Source organism: Cupriavidus sp. GW823-FHT07A04 (assembly GCF_058794615.1).
In genome coordinates, this window is the sequence record NZ_JBXAHA010000002.1 from 281586 (window position 1) to 297184 (window position 15599).

Below are 15599 nucleotides of genomic sequence, written 5' to 3' on the forward strand. Positions count from 1 at the left end.
AGCCGGCGCGCGATGCGCCGCGTCCCGCCATGGGGCATCAGCGACTGGCTACGCTGGCCGGGCCGCGGCTCTTGTCGAACTGCTCGGCATCGAGCCGGCGGAACACCAGCGCCGATAGCAGCGTGATCATGCCCACGGTGAAGAACGCCAGCCGGTAAGCTGTGCCGGCCACGCCCAGCTGGGCTGTGAACATGCTGACCAGCCCGCCGCCGATGGTGACCCCGAGGCCGATTGCCAGCATCTGCACCATCGAGAACAGGCTGTTGCCGCTGCCCGCGTCTTCCACGCTCAAACCCTTGAGCGTCACGCTGTTCATGGCAGCAAACTGCATGGAGTTGGTGGCCCCGAACAAAGCGAGCTGCGCAATGGCAAGGCCCACGGGCCATCCCGGCGCAATCGCTGCGAACGAGGCGATCGAGCCACCTACCAATACCGTGTTGACCAGCAGGAAGTTGTCATAGCCAAAGCGCTTGACCAGCGGCACGATCCAGCGTTTGGCAACCACGCCGGCCAGTGCGGCCGGCAGCAGCATCAGCCCCGAATGCAACGGGGAATATCCCATCTGCAACTGCAGCAGCAATGGCATCAGGAACGGTACCGCACCCGAGCCGATGCGGCACACCAGGTTGCCGGCCAGGCCCACGCTGAAATTGGGCTCGCGAAATAGCGCCAGCCGGAACAGCGGACTTTGACGGCGCCGCGCATGCGGGATGTAAAGCAGCGCGGACAGCAGGCTCTGCGCGAACAGGCTGCCGCTCCATGCCGCGTGGCTTGCCTCGCGCGGGGTGTCCAGCGCCAGCGAGAACGCCACCATGCAAAGCGACAACAGGCCGCAGCCAACAAAGTCGAACGGTGGCGCACGGCCAATGGTGTGGTCGGGCAGGTAGCGCAAGACCGCCAGCATCCCGATGGCGCCCACGGGCACATTGATCAGGAAGATCCAGTGCCAGGCCACCGACTGCACGATCCAGCCGCCCAGCACCGGGCCAAAGATCGGCCCGACCTGCCCCGCCACCGAGACAAAGGCCAGCGCCGCGATGTAATGCTCGCCGGAGACGCTGCGCAGCACCGCCAGCCGGCCGATTGGCAGCAGCATGGAGCCGCCCACGCCCTGGATCACGCGGGCAATCACGAGCTGGTCCAGGCTCTGCGCACCCGCGCAGAACAGCGAGCCCAGCACAAAGATCAGGATCGCGGCGAAGTACACGCGACGGGTGCCGAAGCGGTCAGCCAGCCAGCCCGAGGCCGGCGTGAGCATGGCCATGGTCAGCGTGTAGGCCACTACCACGGGCTTCATGTCGAGGGGGCTTTCGTTGAGGCTGCGCGCCATCGCGGGCAACGCGGTGTTGACAATGGTGGTGTCGAGCGTTTGCATGAAAAAGCCCGCTGCGACGATCCACAACATGGCCTTTTGCGAGGTTTGGCTGGTCATCTGGTACGTCTCGAGGCAAGTGCCGGCAATCAGGGGCAATGACCGGCGCGGCATCTGGAGTGGACCGTGGAAGAAGCGATCGGGGCAAAACCAGTGCCAGGAATGCTGCCGATGTTAATACCGGCCATGCCAATCGGGAACCCCGCTAGGTATATTGACTGTCATCGGAAAATCCGATGACAATGCGGCATGCTCAATCCTGTCTGGATCAAGACCTTCGCCACCGTAGCCGCCGCGCACAGTTTTACCGACGCGGGGCGCCAGCTCGGCCTGTCCCAATCCAGCGTCAGCGACCACGTCCGTCGCCTGGAACAGCACGTCGGGCGCCGGCTCTTTGTGCGCGATACCCACACCCTGACCATGACCGCCGACGGCGAGGCGCTGCTGGCGCACGCGCGGCTGATCCTGGATGCCATTGCGCGCGCGGAGTCCCAGTTCAATGCGCCGCGCCTGCAGGGCCGCGTGCGCCTGGGTACTTCCGATGACCTCGCGCTGGGCCCCCTGCCCAATGTGCTGGCGGCGTTTCGCAACTCGCATCCGGATGTGGAGCTGGAAATCACCATCGGCATGACCGGCAAGCTCTACGAGCTGATGGATGCCGGCGCGCTGGACCTGATGATCGGCAAGCGCCGCGAAGGCGACCGGCGCGGGTCTCCGTTGTTCAGGGGCAAGCTGGAGTGGCTAGCCCGGCCCGGCACGGTGGCGGACCTGCGCCAGCCGCTGCCGCTGATCCTGGTGCCCGAGCCCAGTGTCACGCGCGCCATCGTGCTCGATACGCTGGCCAAGGCCGGGATGCGCTGGCAGATCGTCTGCACCAGCAGCAGTCACTCGGGCTGCATCGCCGCCGCGCGCGGCGGGCTGGGCATTACCGTGCGCGCGCAATACCTGTCCGGGCGCGGGCTGTCGCCGCTGGTCAACGGCGACAGCCTGCCGGCGCTGCCGGAGGTGGAGTTCATCTCGCTGCGCGCGGGCCGCCTGAGCCGGCCCGCCGAAACCTTGCTGCAACTGCTGCAAAAGAGCGATCTGCGCGGGTCCTGGCTGGACGAGTAGCCGGCCCCGGCGCATTGGACCGCGCGCGGCTCACGCATCCGCGCCATCCTGGTACACGTTGAAGCTGCGGGCCGGCGACGCCGAAACGCCGCGGGTATCCATGCCGGCCACTTTCTGCGCGCCATCGACGAACGGGTCGATATTGCGCGCCGGATCGGCGGAAACGCCAGTGCGATCCAGGCCAGCGATGCGGGCCCCATCGGTGAACGTATCGAGCTTGCGGGCGCCGTCGACGAACGGGTCGATGCTGCGCGCCGGATCTGCGGAGGGACCAGTGCGGTCCAGGCCGGCTATGCGCGCGCCATCGGTAAAGGGATCCACCATGCGGGCGCGGGCGCCATCGGTGAAGGCGTTCACGGGCGCAGTGCGCGCCCCGTCGCTGTAGATGTCGCGCACGCTGGTGGCGCCGTGGGCAGCCGGGCTGGCGGCTTGGGCGCTGCCCAGGGCAAGCACCGCGCCGGTGATGGCGGCGGCAAACAGTGACTTGGTGAACGACTTGGTGAGGTTCGGGTACATGGCAATCTCCAACTGGGTGAATGTGCCCATTCGTCGCCGCCACCCACAGGAACTTACAGGTTTTTTTAGATTGTTTGCGCCGATCCGTCCGCCGCATCCCCGTGCGGCGCCCCGGCCACCTAACCCCCCCGTCAAAAGTATGAACCCGGGGCTGAATCCAGCCAAAAGCATATCCCCCCAATACCGTGGCGATCTCCAACCTCCGGCCAGTGTCGGCAAGCGCACGCATGACGCTTAATACGTTAACGGGTCAAGCCCGGCTGCGTGGCATACCGAACAGAGAAAAAACCAAACGGCTGGCGCAGCAGCCGCGACCTTTCGACTTCGGGAGACAACGGGATGATCGATACCGAACTGGATCTGGCCGGCAATCACTTGCTAGGCGCCCTGCCGCCGCACGAGCGCCGCTTGCTGCTGCCGCGCCTGGATAGCGTCAGCCTGCGCACAGGGCAACTGTTGAGCGATTCCGGTCAGCGCATCCGGCATCTCTATTTCCCGAGCACGGCGGTGATCTCGATGATGTCGCTGCAGGAAAGCGGCGCCACCGTGGAACTGGCCTCCGTGGGCCGCGAGGGGCTGGTGGGACTGCCCGCGCTGACCGGCGCCGAGACCATGCCCAACCGGATCGAGGTACGCAGGAGCGGCACCGGGTTTCGCGTCGCCGCGAGCGACCTGCGCACGATCTACCCCGAGCTGCCCACGCTGCAGCGCATGGCCCTGCTCTATATGCAGGCGTTGCTCACGCAGGTGTCGCAGACGGCCGTCTGCATCCGCCACCACTCGCTGACCACGCAGTTGTGCCGCTGGCTGCTGCTGGCGCTGGACCGCTCGCCTTGCAATGAGCTCGACGTGACCCAGCAGACCATTGCCGACATGCTTGGCGTGCGCCGCGAAGGCGTGACCGAAGCGGTGGGCAAGCTGGCGGAGCTCCAGATGATCCGCCACAGCCGCGGCCATATCACCGTGATCGACCGGGCTGGGCTGGAGGGCTTTTCCGGCGAGTCTTACCGCATCGTGCGCAACGAGTTCGACCGTTTGCTCCGCCGCGCGGCCGGCTGATGCGGTGGTGGATCCGCCAGGCCGTCAATCCTGCGGCAGCGCCTGGTAGGCGGTGGCAAGGTGATATGGCGTGGTCGAAGGCATCTCCGCCCGCTCCACCTTGCCGGCAGGCGAGAGGCACTCATGCCAGCCGCCTGCGTGCAGGAATCGCGCCGGGTAGGCTTTCAGCCAGGCCTGCAGGTGCGCCAGCGCCACGCTGTCGCCGCGCACCGCCAGCGCCCGCGCGAATTCGGTCTGCGCCCAGATGCGCTGGATCGGGTCTCTGGGCGAGCCATCCAGATGCAGCGCCGCGGCTACGCCCATGGTGCTGGTGTCAACGCCGTGCTGCATGGCAAAGCCGAAGGCGCTTGCCAGCGCTTGCGCAAGCCCGGAGCCGTCGAACAACGCGGGCGCGCTGGCAAGCAGCGAGAACCACTCGAACTGATGGCCGGGCTCGACCCGGTTGCCAGCGCGATCGGTGCACATCGGCAACTCGGCAATGCAACCCGTCGCCGGATCGACAAAGGTGGCCAGCACGGCGGCGGCAATGCCCGCCAGCCGGTCCGCATAAGAGCGCTCCCCGGTGACCTCGAACGCCGCCAGGTAGGCCTCGGTCAGGTGCATGATCGGGTTTTGCTGGGGCGCCCCGCCCAGTGGGCGAAAGTCCTGCGCTAGCGCCGCATGGTACAGGCCATCCGCGGTGGCGAAACGCGCCTCGATCAGCCGTGTGGTGCCATCCAGCAAGGCACGCGCCTGCGCACTGCCTGAACGCTTGAAATACGCCGCGCAGGCAAAGACGACGAAGGCGTGGGTGTACAGGTCCTTGGTGGTATCCAGAGGCTGTCCCTGCGCATCGATGCTGTAGATAAAGCCACCCTGCCCGCCATCGGCAAAGCAGCCCCCGAGCGATGCGAACAGGCGCGCGGCATGGGCGGCCTCATCGGTGCCATCGCACTGCGAAAACACATAGAGCTGGCGCGCGCAGGCCATGGCGCGGTAACGCGCCACCGGCAGAGGCTGCTGGTCGGCGCCGGACAGCGCCTCATAGGGCAGCTGCATCGTGGCGTTCCAGCCCGGCCCGGTCCAGAGCGGCAGGACGACGCCATCGTAGTGCGCGCGCAATGCGGCGAAGGAAGCGGCCTCGGGATCAGCACCAGTGGTGGCAAGGGGTGGCGTAACGTTCATGCGGAAAAGGAAATCGGTAAGAGGCGCGTATCTGCCACCCGTGGAATATACCTCAGCCCGCCAGTTGGCCTTCCCGAGCGGCGATGGCGGCCGCTGAGTGCCGCCTTCGTCCTACTAGCTCTTTTACGCCGACGGCAAGCTTGATCCCGCCAGTAAATCGCCTAACCTTACGGCGTGGCCCCTTGAATCGATCGCCGCGGTAAGCGGCTTTTGCGCCGTATTCCGCGCCTGCCGCGGCGTCCTGGCCACATTCCTGGTTTGTGCAGGTGACATGGACGGAAGGCTCCCCCCGCCTCCCGTCCAGTCCGTTCTCCAAGCACTTTCGGCCCGTCCGGAGCCCTCCGGAGGTCGCGCCCATGCTCCATGGGAGAGCAAGATGGAAAAGCCGGTTGTAAGCCCCTTGCGTTTTGTCGAACTACTCAACGCCAGGCTGCCCGCCCATCCCCTGTATCAGGAAGGGATGCGCGTGTACGCCATTCCCAATCATTCGGAACACCCGCACAGCCTGGTCTGCGTAGGCCCGCGTGGCGTCAAGGGCGTCTGCGCGACGGTGGAGTTGATCGTGCGCGGCGAGTGCGAGATCTTCCCCGACATACCAGGCGACTGGCACGGCTCCCACCACGGAACGGTCCGCGCGTCGCACCGCTAGGGCTGCTCCACCCTCACCCGTACCCTCATCCTCGCATCCTGCTCAAACCCGATCCAGCTTGCGGTGAGGCTCGGGCGGCAGCGTCACGCGAATCGCGTCGTGCGCGCGCACCAGTCCGCCGGCCAGGACAATGCCCATGATGCCGGCCTTGCGCACCAGCTTGCCTTCATCGTCCCGACCCAGCACCCGCGCAAGCAGGCCCGGCTGGAAGCGCTCGATCTGCGCGCAGGGATTGCGCAGCCCGGTGATCTCGACCAGCGCGGTCTCGCCCAGGTGCAGCCGCGCGCCCGTTGGCAGCGCCAGCAGGTCGATGCCCTGCGTGGTGATGTTCTCGCCCAGCGCGCCGGGCGCCACCGCATGGCCTGCGGCTTGCAGCATCGCCTGCAGCTCCACCGATAGCAGGTGAACCTGCCGCAGGTTCGGCTGGCTGGGGTCCACCGCCACGCGGGAACGGTGCTTGACGGTTTCCCCCAGATGCGCGTCACCCTCCACGCCCAGCCCGGCCAGCAGGCGGATGACTGGCGTCACCGTCTTGCTGAAGGTGTGCGTGGCACTCAGGCTTACCGCGGCCACACTGCCCGCCTGCGGCGATTCGGCCCACCCGTTGCCAATATCGGCCGCCATGGTCATGCTGCCGCGCGGCTTGGCTCGCCTGGTGCGTCGGGCGCCGGCATCTGGACCACCCCCGAGCTGTCAGCCGCCAGGGCGCCCGCCGGATAGCGCGCGGCAAACACCAGCCGGCCCGATGACCACGTATGCGTGACCAGCGGCTGGCCGGCCACCATGGCGACCGCCACCAGGTCGGCACGCAGCCCGGCCCCGATGCGCCCGCGATCGGACAAGCCGCAAGCCGCGGCCGGGTTGGCGCTGACCAGCGCGGCAGCCTGCGGCAGGCTCAGGCCAGCGAGGCGTTCCGCGGCAAAGGCGGCGGCAATCAGCGTGGATGGCTGGTAGTCCGAGCACAGGCAGTCCGCCACCCCGGCGTTGATGGCGTCGATGGCACGCATGGAGCCACTCTGGCTTTGGCCGCGCAGCACGTTGGGCGCGCCAAGGATGGTCGGCAGCCCCTTTGCCTTGGCGGCCTGCGCCGTCTCCAGGTTGATCGGGAACTCGCTCATGCGCACGCCCAGCGCATGCATGGTGGCAATACGCTGTGCCGAGTCGTCGTCATGGCTCGCGGCCGGCACCCCTGTGCGCGCGGCCAGTGACAGCAGGCGTTCAACCCGGTCCAGTGCGCCGTCCTTCTCCACCAGTTTCTTGGCGGCGGCGGCATGGGCCTCTTCGCGGCTCATGGCGTGGTTGCCCATCATGTAGGCCAGGTAGGCCTCCAGTGTCTTGAACTGGCCCTGCCCGGGCGAATGGTCCATCACGGAGACCAGGTCCACCAGGCCGGATTCCACCAGTTGCTCCAGCACCGGCAACGCGCTGGCGTCCGTGACCTCATAGCGGCAATGGATGCGGTTATCCACCAGGCTGTGGCCGCGAAAGGCGGCGACGGCGCGCACGAGCTCGCCGGCCGTGTCGAAATTGCGCACGCCGAACGAGTTACCCGCGAACGAGACCGCGTGGTAAGGCGTGGTGATGCCCGCTGCGGCGTTGCGGCGATCGATCTGCGCCACGGCAAAATCCAGCGGGAACATCACCCGCGAGCGCGGCTCGGCTTCTTTCTCGATGGCGTCGCAATGCAGGTCGACCAGGCCGGGAAGCAGCGTCTGGCCACGCAGGTCGATCACCTGGGCGGCACGCGGCACGGCGGCGGCATCGGGCTCGATGGCCGCGATGTGGCCGTTATCGATCAGCAAGGCGCTGTCGGCTAGCACGCCGTCGGGCAGGACGATTCGTGCATGAGTCAGGTAAGCAGGAAGCATGGTCGGTTCCGGGAGCGATTGGGAACGAGTGAATACGGGAAAAATGAATGGCTCAGCCCGCGACAGCCGCAAGCTTGCCTACCGGCGCAGCCTCCATGACAGCCGGCGGGTGCAATGGCAGCAGCCTGGTGGCCACCGTCTCGCGCACGGCTTCATCGTGGAAGATGCCGACCAGGCACCGGCCCTCGGCCAGCGCCTCGCGGATCAGCGCCACCACCACCGCGCGGTTATCCGCGTCGAGCGAGGCGGTCGGCTCGTCGAGCAACAGCACCGGATGGCCGCCGATCAGCCCGCGCGCAATGTTCACGCGCTGCTGCTCACCGCCCGAGAACGTCGCGGGCGGCAGGCTCCACAGCCGGCCCGGCACCTGCAGCCGCGCCAGCAGCACCGCGGCACGCTCGCGCGCTTCGTCGGCACTGGCGCCACGCTGCTGCAGCGGCTCGGCCACCACATCGAGCGTGCTCACGCGTGGGATCACATGAAGGAACTGGCTGACATAGCCAATCACCTCGCGCCGCAATTGCAGGATGCGTTGCTCCGGCGCGCGGGTCAGCTCCACCCACGCGTCGTTGTCACGGATGCGGATGCTGCCTTCGGTGGCCAGGTAGTTGCCGTACAGACAGCGCAGCAGCGTGCTCTTGCCCGCGCCGGAACTGCCGGCCAGCACCAGGCATTCGCCGGCGGCAGCGTCGAAATCGATGGCCTGCAGCACGGGCAGGCGCGTGCCGCCCTGGTTGTGCAGGATGAAGGTCTTGCCGAGGCCGCGCACCTGGATGCGCTGGGCGTCGGCGGCCGTGCTTTGATGGTGGTAGGCGTCTTGCGTCATGATCAGCCCTGCAGAATGGAAGACACCAGCAACTGGGTGTACGGGTGGTGCGGATCGTCGAGGATCTGGTCGGTCAGGCCGCTTTCCACCACGCGCCCGCCCTGCATCACCAGCGTGCGGTGCGCCAGCAGGCGCGCCACGGCGAGGTCGTGGGTGACGATGATGGCAGCCAGCCCAAGGTCCGCCACCAGCCGGCGCAGCAGGTCGAGCAGGCGGGCCTGCACGGAGACATCGAGCGAGGCGGTAGGCTCGTCCATGAACACCAGGCGCGGATGCGTCACCAGGTTGCGGGCAATCTGCAGGCGCTGCTGCATGCCGCCGGAGAAGCTGGTCGGCGCATCGTCCAGGCGGCCCAGGTCGAGCTCCATCTTTTCCATCCACGTGCCAGCCACTTCGCGCAGCTCGCCATAATGGCGCCCGCCCACCGCCATCAGGCGCTCGGCGATATTGGCGCCGGCGCTCACCCGCATGCGCAGGCCATCGCGCGCGTTCTGGCGCACGAAGCCCCAGTCGGTACGCGCCAGCAGACGCAGCCGGGCGTCGGACAGCGTGGCGAGGTCAACCAGCCCTTGCTCGCGGGTGTCGTAGCAAACGCTGCCGGATTCCGGCGCGGCCTGCCATGACACCGCCTGCAGCAAGGTGCTCTTGCCCGAGCCGGACTCGCCCACCACGCACAGCACTTCGCCGGGGAACAGATCGAAGCTGACATCGTGGCAGCCATGCACGCCGTCCCAAGTGCGGGTCAGGCCGCGCACGGACAACAGCGGCTGGTGCGGATCGGTGCGGCTCATGCGGCCTCCTTGCGTGCGTGGGCGGCGGTGCCGTTCGGCCCGGTCTCACCCTGCTCCTGGCGCGTGGCGCAGTACTCGGTATCGGAGCAGACGAACATGCGCCCGCCCGCGTCGTCGGTGATGATTTCATCGAGATAGCTGTCGGTGGAGCCGCATAGCTCGCAGCAGCCATCCCACGTCTCCACCGCGAACGGATGGTCGTCGAAGTCCAGGCTCTTCACGCTGGTAAAGGGCGGCACCGCATAGACTCGTTTCTCACGCCCCGCGCCGAACAGCATCAGCGCCGGGCTGTAGTCCAGCTTGGGGTTGTCGAACTTGGGGATCGGCGACGGCCGCATCATGTAGCGCTGGTTGACCATCACCGGGTAGTCGTAGGTGGTGGCAATGCGCCCATGGCGGGCAATGTCCTCGTAGAGCTTGACATGCATCGCGCCGTACTCGGCCAGCGCGTGCATGGTGCGGGTCTCGGTCTCGCTCGGTTCCAGCCAGCGCAGCGGCTCAGGGATGGGCACCTGGAACACCATGATCTGGCCCTTGGCCAGCGGCGTTTCCGGAATCCGGTGGCGGGTCTGCACGATGGTGGCTTGTGCGGTGCGCTCGGTGGTCTGCACGCCGGTCACGCGGCCAAAGAAGCGGCGGATATTGATGGCGTTGGTGGTGTCGTCAGAGCCCTGATCGATCACCTTGAGCACATCGTCGCTGCCGATGATGGAGGCGGTGACCTGGATGCCACCGGTGCCCCAACCGTAGGGCAGCGGCATCTCGCGGCTGCCGAAGGGCACCTGGTAGCCGGGGATGGCCACCGCCTTGAGCAGCGCGCGGCGCAGCATGCGCTTGGTGGATTCGTCCAGGTAGCCGAAGTTGTAGTGTTCGTCGCGCACGACGGTGTTGGCATTGGTGTCGGTCATGATGCGATGGCCTCCTGCGCCAGCACTTGGGAGATGACGGCATCGTCTTGCCCGGGCGGCGTGGGCGCCGGGGACGGCACGCCCTGACCGCGCTCGGCGCGCAGGCGGCGCAGCAGTTCGAGATTGGTCTGGAAATCCACGTAGTGCGGCAACTTCAAGTGCTGCACGAAGCCGGAGGCCTCCACGTTGTCGCTGTGGTAGAGCATGAACTCCACGTCGTTGGCGGGCGCGTCGGCGGCCTCGCCCAGTTCGGCGGCGCGCATGGCGCGGTCGGCCAGCGCCATCGACATGGCCTTGCGCTCGCCATAGCCGAACACCAGGCCGTAGCCGCGCGTAAAGCTCGGCCCTTCCTGCGCGTTGCCAGCGAACTGGCTCACCATCTGGCATTCGGTGACCTCGATCTCGCCGATGGTCACGGCAAAACCCAGTTCCTCCACGAACAGTTCCACTTCCACCTCGCCGTAGCGGATCTCTGCCGCGAACGGGTGCGAGTTGCCGTAGCCCCGCTGGGTGGAGTAGCCCATCGACAGCAGGAAGCCTTCATCGGCGCGGGCCAGGTTCTGCAAGCGCGCCGGACGCGCCGCGGGCAGCGCCAGTGGCTCGCGCGTGAGGTCGGGCGGCGCGGGATCGTGCTCGGGCACGGTCTCCGGCTCGATCAGCGACTCCTGGCGCAACAGGTCCGTCACGCGTGGCATGCGCGCATCCAGCGTGGTTGCCGCAGCCGGCAGCGGCGCATTGTCGCGCTCGGCTTCCAGTGTGAAGTCGAGCAGGCGCTGGGTGTAATCGTAGGTCGGCCCCAGCACCTGCCCGCCCGGCACGTCCTTGAAGGTGGACGAGATCCGGCGCTGCAAGCGCATGGCGCCGGTATCGAGCGCCACCGAATAGCCAAAGCGCGGCAGCGTGGTGCGATAGGCGCGCAGCAGGAACACGGCTTCGATCAGGTCGCCCGCGGCCTGCTTGATCGCCAGCGCGGCCAGGTGCGGGTCGTACAGCGAGCCTTCGGCCATCACGCGCGACACGGCCAGCGGCATTTGCTCGCGCACCTGCGCCAGTGTCAGCTCCGGCACGCGGCGGTCGCCGCGGCGGTAGTCGTCCAGCATGCGGTACGAATTGAGGATGGCGCGCTCGCCCCCTTTGACGGCAACGTACATGTCAAGCCTCCGCTTGGGTGGTGCGCGGCAGCGCGCACAGGGCGCTGCCACTGGTCAGCAGCACGTCCACGCCGAGCGGGAAACGCGCATGGTTGGCCTGCCACTGGGTCCAGAAATCGGCCGGCAAGCCTTGCACGGCCAGCGTGGCGTGGGTCTCGATGCCCGGGCCGCGCAGCGTGACCTTGGGGCCGCCGTTCAGCGAGGCGACCTCGATCAGCAACGTGGCGGAGCGGTCCGGGTACGCCGGATCGCCCTGGGCGCAAGCCACCAGATCGGGCACGGCATGGCCGGCCGGCACCGCCACGAAGGCCGCCTGCGCCACTTGCGCCACCAGCGGGCAGCCGCAATGGAAGCGCAGGAAGGCGCGCACGCCCTCGGGCGTCTCGGGCGGCAGCCACAGCGGCGTATCGCTGTCGACCAGCGCGAGCAGCAGCGCGCTCAAGGCCGGGGACAAGCCCTGCGGCACGCCGCACGGCTCGGCCAGTTCGCCGATGCTGCCCGGGTGGGACATGGCATGCAGCGCGGCGCGGAAGGTCCGCTGCGCCGATTGCACCGCATCGTCGAAGCCGGGCAGCAGCATCGGCGCAAGCGCGCCGTGCCGCCCCGGGGGCACGTTGTCGTATCCGGCCGTCTGGGCGGCAATCGTTTGGCCTGGCATCTCAGTCCTCTCCACGCACCATGGTAAAAAACTCCACCTTTGTCTGCGCCGCCACGGCGGCCTTGTGTTCGCCTTGCGCCGTGCGCGCCCGGGCCAGCGGCGCGACCACTTCGGCCTGCACGCGCGCATGCCAACCGGGCAACTGCAGCAGCGCATCCAGCACGGCGATCTGCTCCGCCTGGGCGTGGGTGCGGCCTTGCACGTAACCCACCCCGACCACGCCCGGCTCCAGCGTCACCGCGCAGCGCGTCACGCTGACCTCCCCGAGGTTGAACTGCGCCCCCGTGCCGCCGGCGCGCCCCCGCACCATGGCCATACCGCTCTCCGGCTTGCGCAGCAGGCGGTAGGCCGGCAGCGCGCCGAGGCGGCCCACGGCCTGCGCCAGGGCATCCGGAGCGGCCAGAGCCAGCACGCGCAGCCAGGCGGCTCGGGCCGCTTGAGCCGCTTGAGCCGCTCGCTGCTGGGCCGCCGCCCCTGCCTGCGTGCCCGCTTCGGTATCGGTTCGATCCATTTCACATCCCCTATACGTCTATACGTTTAGATGTAGAATACCATCCATGGCCGAACTACAACACAGCCAGATGAAGCTTTCATGACGCCCTGCCGTGCGCTTCGGCCCCGTGCACGGCATGGCCAGGTTGAGGCACAATCGCATCTTATTGAAGCATGCAAGTGATTAACGCAGGATGACGAAAAGGCAGGGCGCGATGGTGGAACAGGAAGTCGAGCGGGGTTCGGGAGTTGCGGTATGGCGCCAGATCGGCGAGGCCCTGGCGCTCGACATCCGCAACAAGCTCTATGTCCCGGGCGAGCGCCTGCCGCCCGAGCCGGAGCTGGCCACGCGTTTCGCCGTCAACCGCCATACCATCCGCCGCGCCATGGGCGAGCTGGAGCAAAACGGGCTGGTGCGCATCGAGCAAGGCCGCGGCACCTTCGTGCAGGAACACGCCATCGACTACGCCATCGGGCGGCGCACGCGTTTTTCGCAGAACCTGGCCAGCCAGGGCATGCGCGGGCACATCGAGGTGCTGGAATCGCAAACACTGCGCGCGCCCGAGATCGCCAAGCACCTGGGCCTGGCGCGCAGCGCGCCCATCCTGCGCGTGCAGATGCTGGGCAAAGCCGAAGCCCGCACCATTGACGTGGCCGAGCATTATTTCGATGCCACGCGGTTTCCGGACATGGACGCCGAGCTGCGTGCGCGCCTGTCGATCTCCAAGGCGTTCGCCCATTACGGCATTACCGATTACACGCGCAAGTGGTCGCGCATCACCGCCGCCATGCCGACGGCGCCGGTGGCCCGCCAGCTCAACCAGCCCAAGACGCGGCCGATCCTGCAGGTGGAGGCGCTCAACGTCGACCTGGAGGGCGCGCCGCTGCAATACAGCGTGGTGCGCTTTGCCGGCGACTGGGTCCAGCTGACCGTAACCGACCAGGACTAAAATGCGCAATCGTCCGCCGTTTGGGATACACGCCCTACCGATCAAATTGGTCTAGACATCTGTTTGTCATTTGCCCGCGCTAAGGTCGCCAGCATGGATACCAATCACGCACCTCACCCCACCCTTGCCGGCCTGAGCGGCCGCCGCGTTCTCACCGCCAACGGCATTGCGCCGGCCGCCTTCGCGTTCCGCGACGGTTGCCTGGCGGGGCCGGCCAGCACGGCAGGGCCTGCCCTCGATGCGGGCGACCTGCTGGTGCTGCCCGGCATCGTGGACATTCACGGCGACGCCTTCGAGCGTGCCGTGATGCCGCGCCCCGGCGTGAGCTTTCCGTACACCAGCGCGCTGTTCGACGTGGACCGCCAGTTGCTCGCGCATGGCATCACCACCGAGCTGCACGGCGTGACGCTATCGTGGGAAGGCGGCCTGCGCGGCGAGGCTTACGCCCAGCGCATGTTCGACGGCCTGGAGCGCATGCGCGGCACCCTTGGCGCGCAGCACCATGTGCACCTGCGCTTCGAGGCACATCACCTGGCCGGGCTGGAAACCGCGCTGGCCTGGATCGATAGCGGCAAGGTGCGCTTCCTGGCCATCAACGACCACCTGCCGCTGATGGCCACCCGCCTGCACGACGCGCGTAAGCTGGCGCAGTACGCGGACCGCGCGGAGTGCGATCCGGTCATCTTCCGCCAGCGCCTGGAGCAAGCAGCCGCGCAGGCAAGCGAGGTGCCCGAAGGCGTGGCCCGGCTGATTGCCGCCGCCCGTGCCGCCGGCCTGCAGGTCGCCTCGCACGACGACGGCGACGCCGCCACCCGCCAGCGCTATCACCAGCAAGGCTGCACCGTGGCGGAATTCCCGCTCACCGTGGATGTGGCCCGCGCCGCCCACGCGCTGCGCAACCACGCTGTATTCGGCGCGCCCAACGTGATCCGCGGCGGCAGCCACACCGGCGCCCCGGATGCCACCGAGATGATCGCCGCCGGGCTGTGCAACGTGCTGGCCTCCGACTACTACTACCCGGCGCCCCTGCAAGCCGCGTTCCGCGTAGCACAGCTCGGCGTGCTGCCGTTGCCGGCCGCCTGGGACCTGGTCTCGCGCAACCCGGCGCGCGCCGCCGGCATGAACGACCGCGGCGCGCTCAGCCCCGGCCTGCGTGCCGACGCCATCATCGTCGACGACCGCGATCCCGCCCTGCCCCAGGTCTGCGCCGCCATTGTCGGCGGTGTGCTGCACCACGCCACGCGTGCCTTCCCGCTGGTGCAGGCCAGCGGCGAGCGGCGCGCGGCCTGACCCGCATGACCAGGATGCCGAGCCCGATGTCGAACAATCCATTGCCACAGGCTTACCGCTACGCCATCTACCTCAACCCCGCCGCGCCCTTTCGGCTGGTGGGCGAGCAATGGCTGGGCCGCAGCGCCGAAACAGGCGAGGCAATTGCGCGTACCGTACCCGACGATGCCCGCCGCATTGCCCGCATCGCCCGCTGGACGGAAGCACCGGCCCACTATGGCCTGCATGCCACACTCAAGGCCCCGTTCCGGCTGGCGGATGGCCAGACGCCTGCCGGGCTGGACGCCGCCATGCGCGTCTTCGCGCTGGACCGCCAGCCCTTCGCGGTACCGCTAGCGCTGCACAACCTGCGGGGCTTCCTGGCCTGGTGCCTCGGCGGCGACGCCAGCGCCAATGCGCGCATGCACGCGCTGGCAGACGCAGCGGTGCGCGAGTTCGACAGCTTCCGCGCGCCGCCCACCCCCGCCGAGCTGGCACGCCGCAAGCCAGGGCAACTGAGCGAGCCAGCCCGGCGCATGCTGGATGCGTGGGGCTACCCGTACGCGTTCGAGACCTTTATTTTCCACATCACGCTCACGGGGCTGCTCGACCAAGCCGAGCAGGACAGCGCCATCGCCATGCTGCAGGCCGCGAGCGGCCCGCTGCTGCTGCAGCCGATGACGGTACGCGACGTCAGCCTGTTCGTGCAGAGCGCGCCGGACGCGCCCTTCCTGGCCGCCCGCCACTATGGCTTTGACGGCAGCACCACCGATGCCGCCGGAGCGGTCCTGCTGGAAGCCACGGCATGAGCGCCAA

The 15599-nt window shown here is 68.0% G+C and carries 17 protein-coding genes; 6 read left to right on the top strand and 11 right to left on the bottom strand.

Features of this window, described 5'->3' with window-relative positions; all coding sequences use genetic code 11:
- Positions 1–37: 37 nt before the first annotated feature.
- Positions 38–1432 carry a multidrug transporter subunit MdtD gene (mdtD, locus tag AC1Q7Q_RS04560; protein WP_492372011.1) on the bottom strand — a complete coding sequence of 465 codons (1395 nt, stop codon included), beginning with the start codon at positions 1430–1432 and terminating at the stop codon, positions 38–40.
- Positions 1433–1621: 189 nt separating this feature from the next.
- Here mdtD and AC1Q7Q_RS04565 point away from each other — a divergent pair, with 189 nt between their 5' ends.
- A complete protein-coding gene (locus tag AC1Q7Q_RS04565) occupies positions 1622–2482 on the top strand; it encodes a LysR family transcriptional regulator (RefSeq protein WP_043354809.1) in 861 nt (286 codons plus the stop codon).
- A gap of 30 nt (positions 2483–2512) precedes the next feature.
- On the opposite strand, the gene AC1Q7Q_RS04570 is transcribed toward AC1Q7Q_RS04565, so the two are convergent.
- Positions 2513–2998, bottom strand: a complete 486-nt coding sequence (locus AC1Q7Q_RS04570) for a copper resistance protein CopQ (RefSeq protein ID WP_492387132.1) — start codon at positions 2996–2998, stop codon at positions 2513–2515.
- Between the two features lie 339 nt (positions 2999–3337).
- On the opposite strand from AC1Q7Q_RS04570, the gene AC1Q7Q_RS04575 reads away from it, so the two are divergent.
- Positions 3338–4057 carry a Crp/Fnr family transcriptional regulator gene (locus AC1Q7Q_RS04575; protein WP_492372013.1) on the top strand — a complete coding sequence of 240 codons (720 nt, stop codon included), beginning with the start codon at positions 3338–3340 and terminating at the stop codon, positions 4055–4057.
- A gap of 24 nt (positions 4058–4081) precedes the next feature.
- Here AC1Q7Q_RS04575 and AC1Q7Q_RS04580 read toward each other — a convergent pair whose 3' ends face one another.
- The gene (locus tag AC1Q7Q_RS04580; protein ID WP_492372014.1) at positions 4082–5221 is read right to left on the bottom strand and encodes an AGE family epimerase/isomerase; all 1140 of its coding nucleotides are present in this window, start codon (positions 5219–5221) and stop codon (positions 4082–4084) included.
- Positions 5222–5597: 376 nt separating this feature from the next.
- On the opposite strand from AC1Q7Q_RS04580, the gene AC1Q7Q_RS04585 reads away from it, so the two are divergent.
- On the top strand, positions 5598–5870 hold the full coding sequence (locus tag AC1Q7Q_RS04585; RefSeq protein ID WP_174423701.1) for a hypothetical protein: 273 nt from the start codon (positions 5598–5600) through the stop codon (positions 5868–5870).
- 42 nt (positions 5871–5912) lie between these two features.
- On the opposite strand, the gene AC1Q7Q_RS04590 is transcribed toward AC1Q7Q_RS04585, so the two are convergent.
- The 8 genes from AC1Q7Q_RS04590 to phnG all read right to left on the bottom strand — a co-directional run bounded on the left by AC1Q7Q_RS04590 (position 5913) and on the right by phnG (position 12583).
- Positions 5913–6494 carry an MOSC domain-containing protein gene (locus AC1Q7Q_RS04590; RefSeq protein WP_492372015.1) on the bottom strand — a complete coding sequence of 194 codons (582 nt, stop codon included), beginning with the start codon at positions 6492–6494 and terminating at the stop codon, positions 5913–5915.
- A gap of 2 nt (positions 6495–6496) precedes the next feature.
- Entirely contained in the window at positions 6497–7738 is a 1242-nt protein-coding gene (locus AC1Q7Q_RS04595) for an alpha-D-ribose 1-methylphosphonate 5-triphosphate diphosphatase (protein ID WP_492372016.1), read from the bottom strand.
- Positions 7739–7790: 52 nt separating this feature from the next.
- Positions 7791–8564 carry a phosphonate C-P lyase system protein PhnL gene (phnL, locus tag AC1Q7Q_RS04600; protein ID WP_492372017.1) on the bottom strand — a complete coding sequence of 258 codons (774 nt, stop codon included), beginning with the start codon at positions 8562–8564 and terminating at the stop codon, positions 7791–7793.
- Positions 8565–8566: 2 nt separating this feature from the next.
- Positions 8567–9355, bottom strand: a complete 789-nt coding sequence (phnK, locus tag AC1Q7Q_RS04605; protein WP_150989340.1) for a phosphonate C-P lyase system protein PhnK — start codon at positions 9353–9355, stop codon at positions 8567–8569.
- Positions 9352–10263 carry an alpha-D-ribose 1-methylphosphonate 5-phosphate C-P-lyase PhnJ gene (locus AC1Q7Q_RS04610; protein WP_492372018.1) on the bottom strand — a complete coding sequence of 304 codons (912 nt, stop codon included), beginning with the start codon at positions 10261–10263 and terminating at the stop codon, positions 9352–9354. The genes phnK and AC1Q7Q_RS04610 overlap by 4 nt, the downstream gene beginning before the upstream one ends.
- Positions 10260–11414, bottom strand: a complete 1155-nt coding sequence (locus AC1Q7Q_RS04615; protein ID WP_492372019.1) for a carbon-phosphorus lyase complex subunit — start codon at positions 11412–11414, stop codon at positions 10260–10262. Before AC1Q7Q_RS04615 ends, AC1Q7Q_RS04610 begins: the two co-directional genes overlap by 4 nt.
- A gap of 1 nt (position 11415) precedes the next feature.
- Positions 11416–11994, bottom strand: a complete 579-nt coding sequence (gene phnH / locus AC1Q7Q_RS04620; RefSeq protein WP_492372076.1) for a phosphonate C-P lyase system protein PhnH — start codon at positions 11992–11994, stop codon at positions 11416–11418.
- Positions 11995–12073: 79 nt separating this feature from the next.
- On the bottom strand, positions 12074–12583 hold the full coding sequence (phnG, locus tag AC1Q7Q_RS04625) for a phosphonate C-P lyase system protein PhnG (RefSeq protein ID WP_492372020.1): 510 nt from the start codon (positions 12581–12583) through the stop codon (positions 12074–12076).
- 196 nt (positions 12584–12779) lie between these two features.
- On the opposite strand from phnG, the gene phnF reads away from it, so the two are divergent.
- The 3 genes from phnF (at position 12780) to AC1Q7Q_RS04640 (ending at position 15592) form a co-directional block, all read left to right on the top strand.
- Positions 12780–13514 (top strand): phosphonate metabolism transcriptional regulator PhnF, encoded by a 735-nt coding sequence (gene phnF / locus AC1Q7Q_RS04630; RefSeq protein ID WP_492372077.1) that lies wholly within the window; start codon positions 12780–12782, stop codon positions 13512–13514.
- Between the two features lie 93 nt (positions 13515–13607).
- Entirely contained in the window at positions 13608–14804 is a 1197-nt protein-coding gene (locus tag AC1Q7Q_RS04635; RefSeq protein WP_492372021.1) for an alpha-D-ribose 1-methylphosphonate 5-triphosphate diphosphatase, read from the top strand.
- A 26-nt stretch (positions 14805–14830) separates the two neighbouring features.
- Complete coding sequence (locus AC1Q7Q_RS04640) at positions 14831–15592, top strand: DUF1045 domain-containing protein (RefSeq protein WP_492372022.1); 762 nt, start codon at positions 14831–14833, stop codon at positions 15590–15592.
- Positions 15593–15599: the final 7 nt, after the last annotated feature.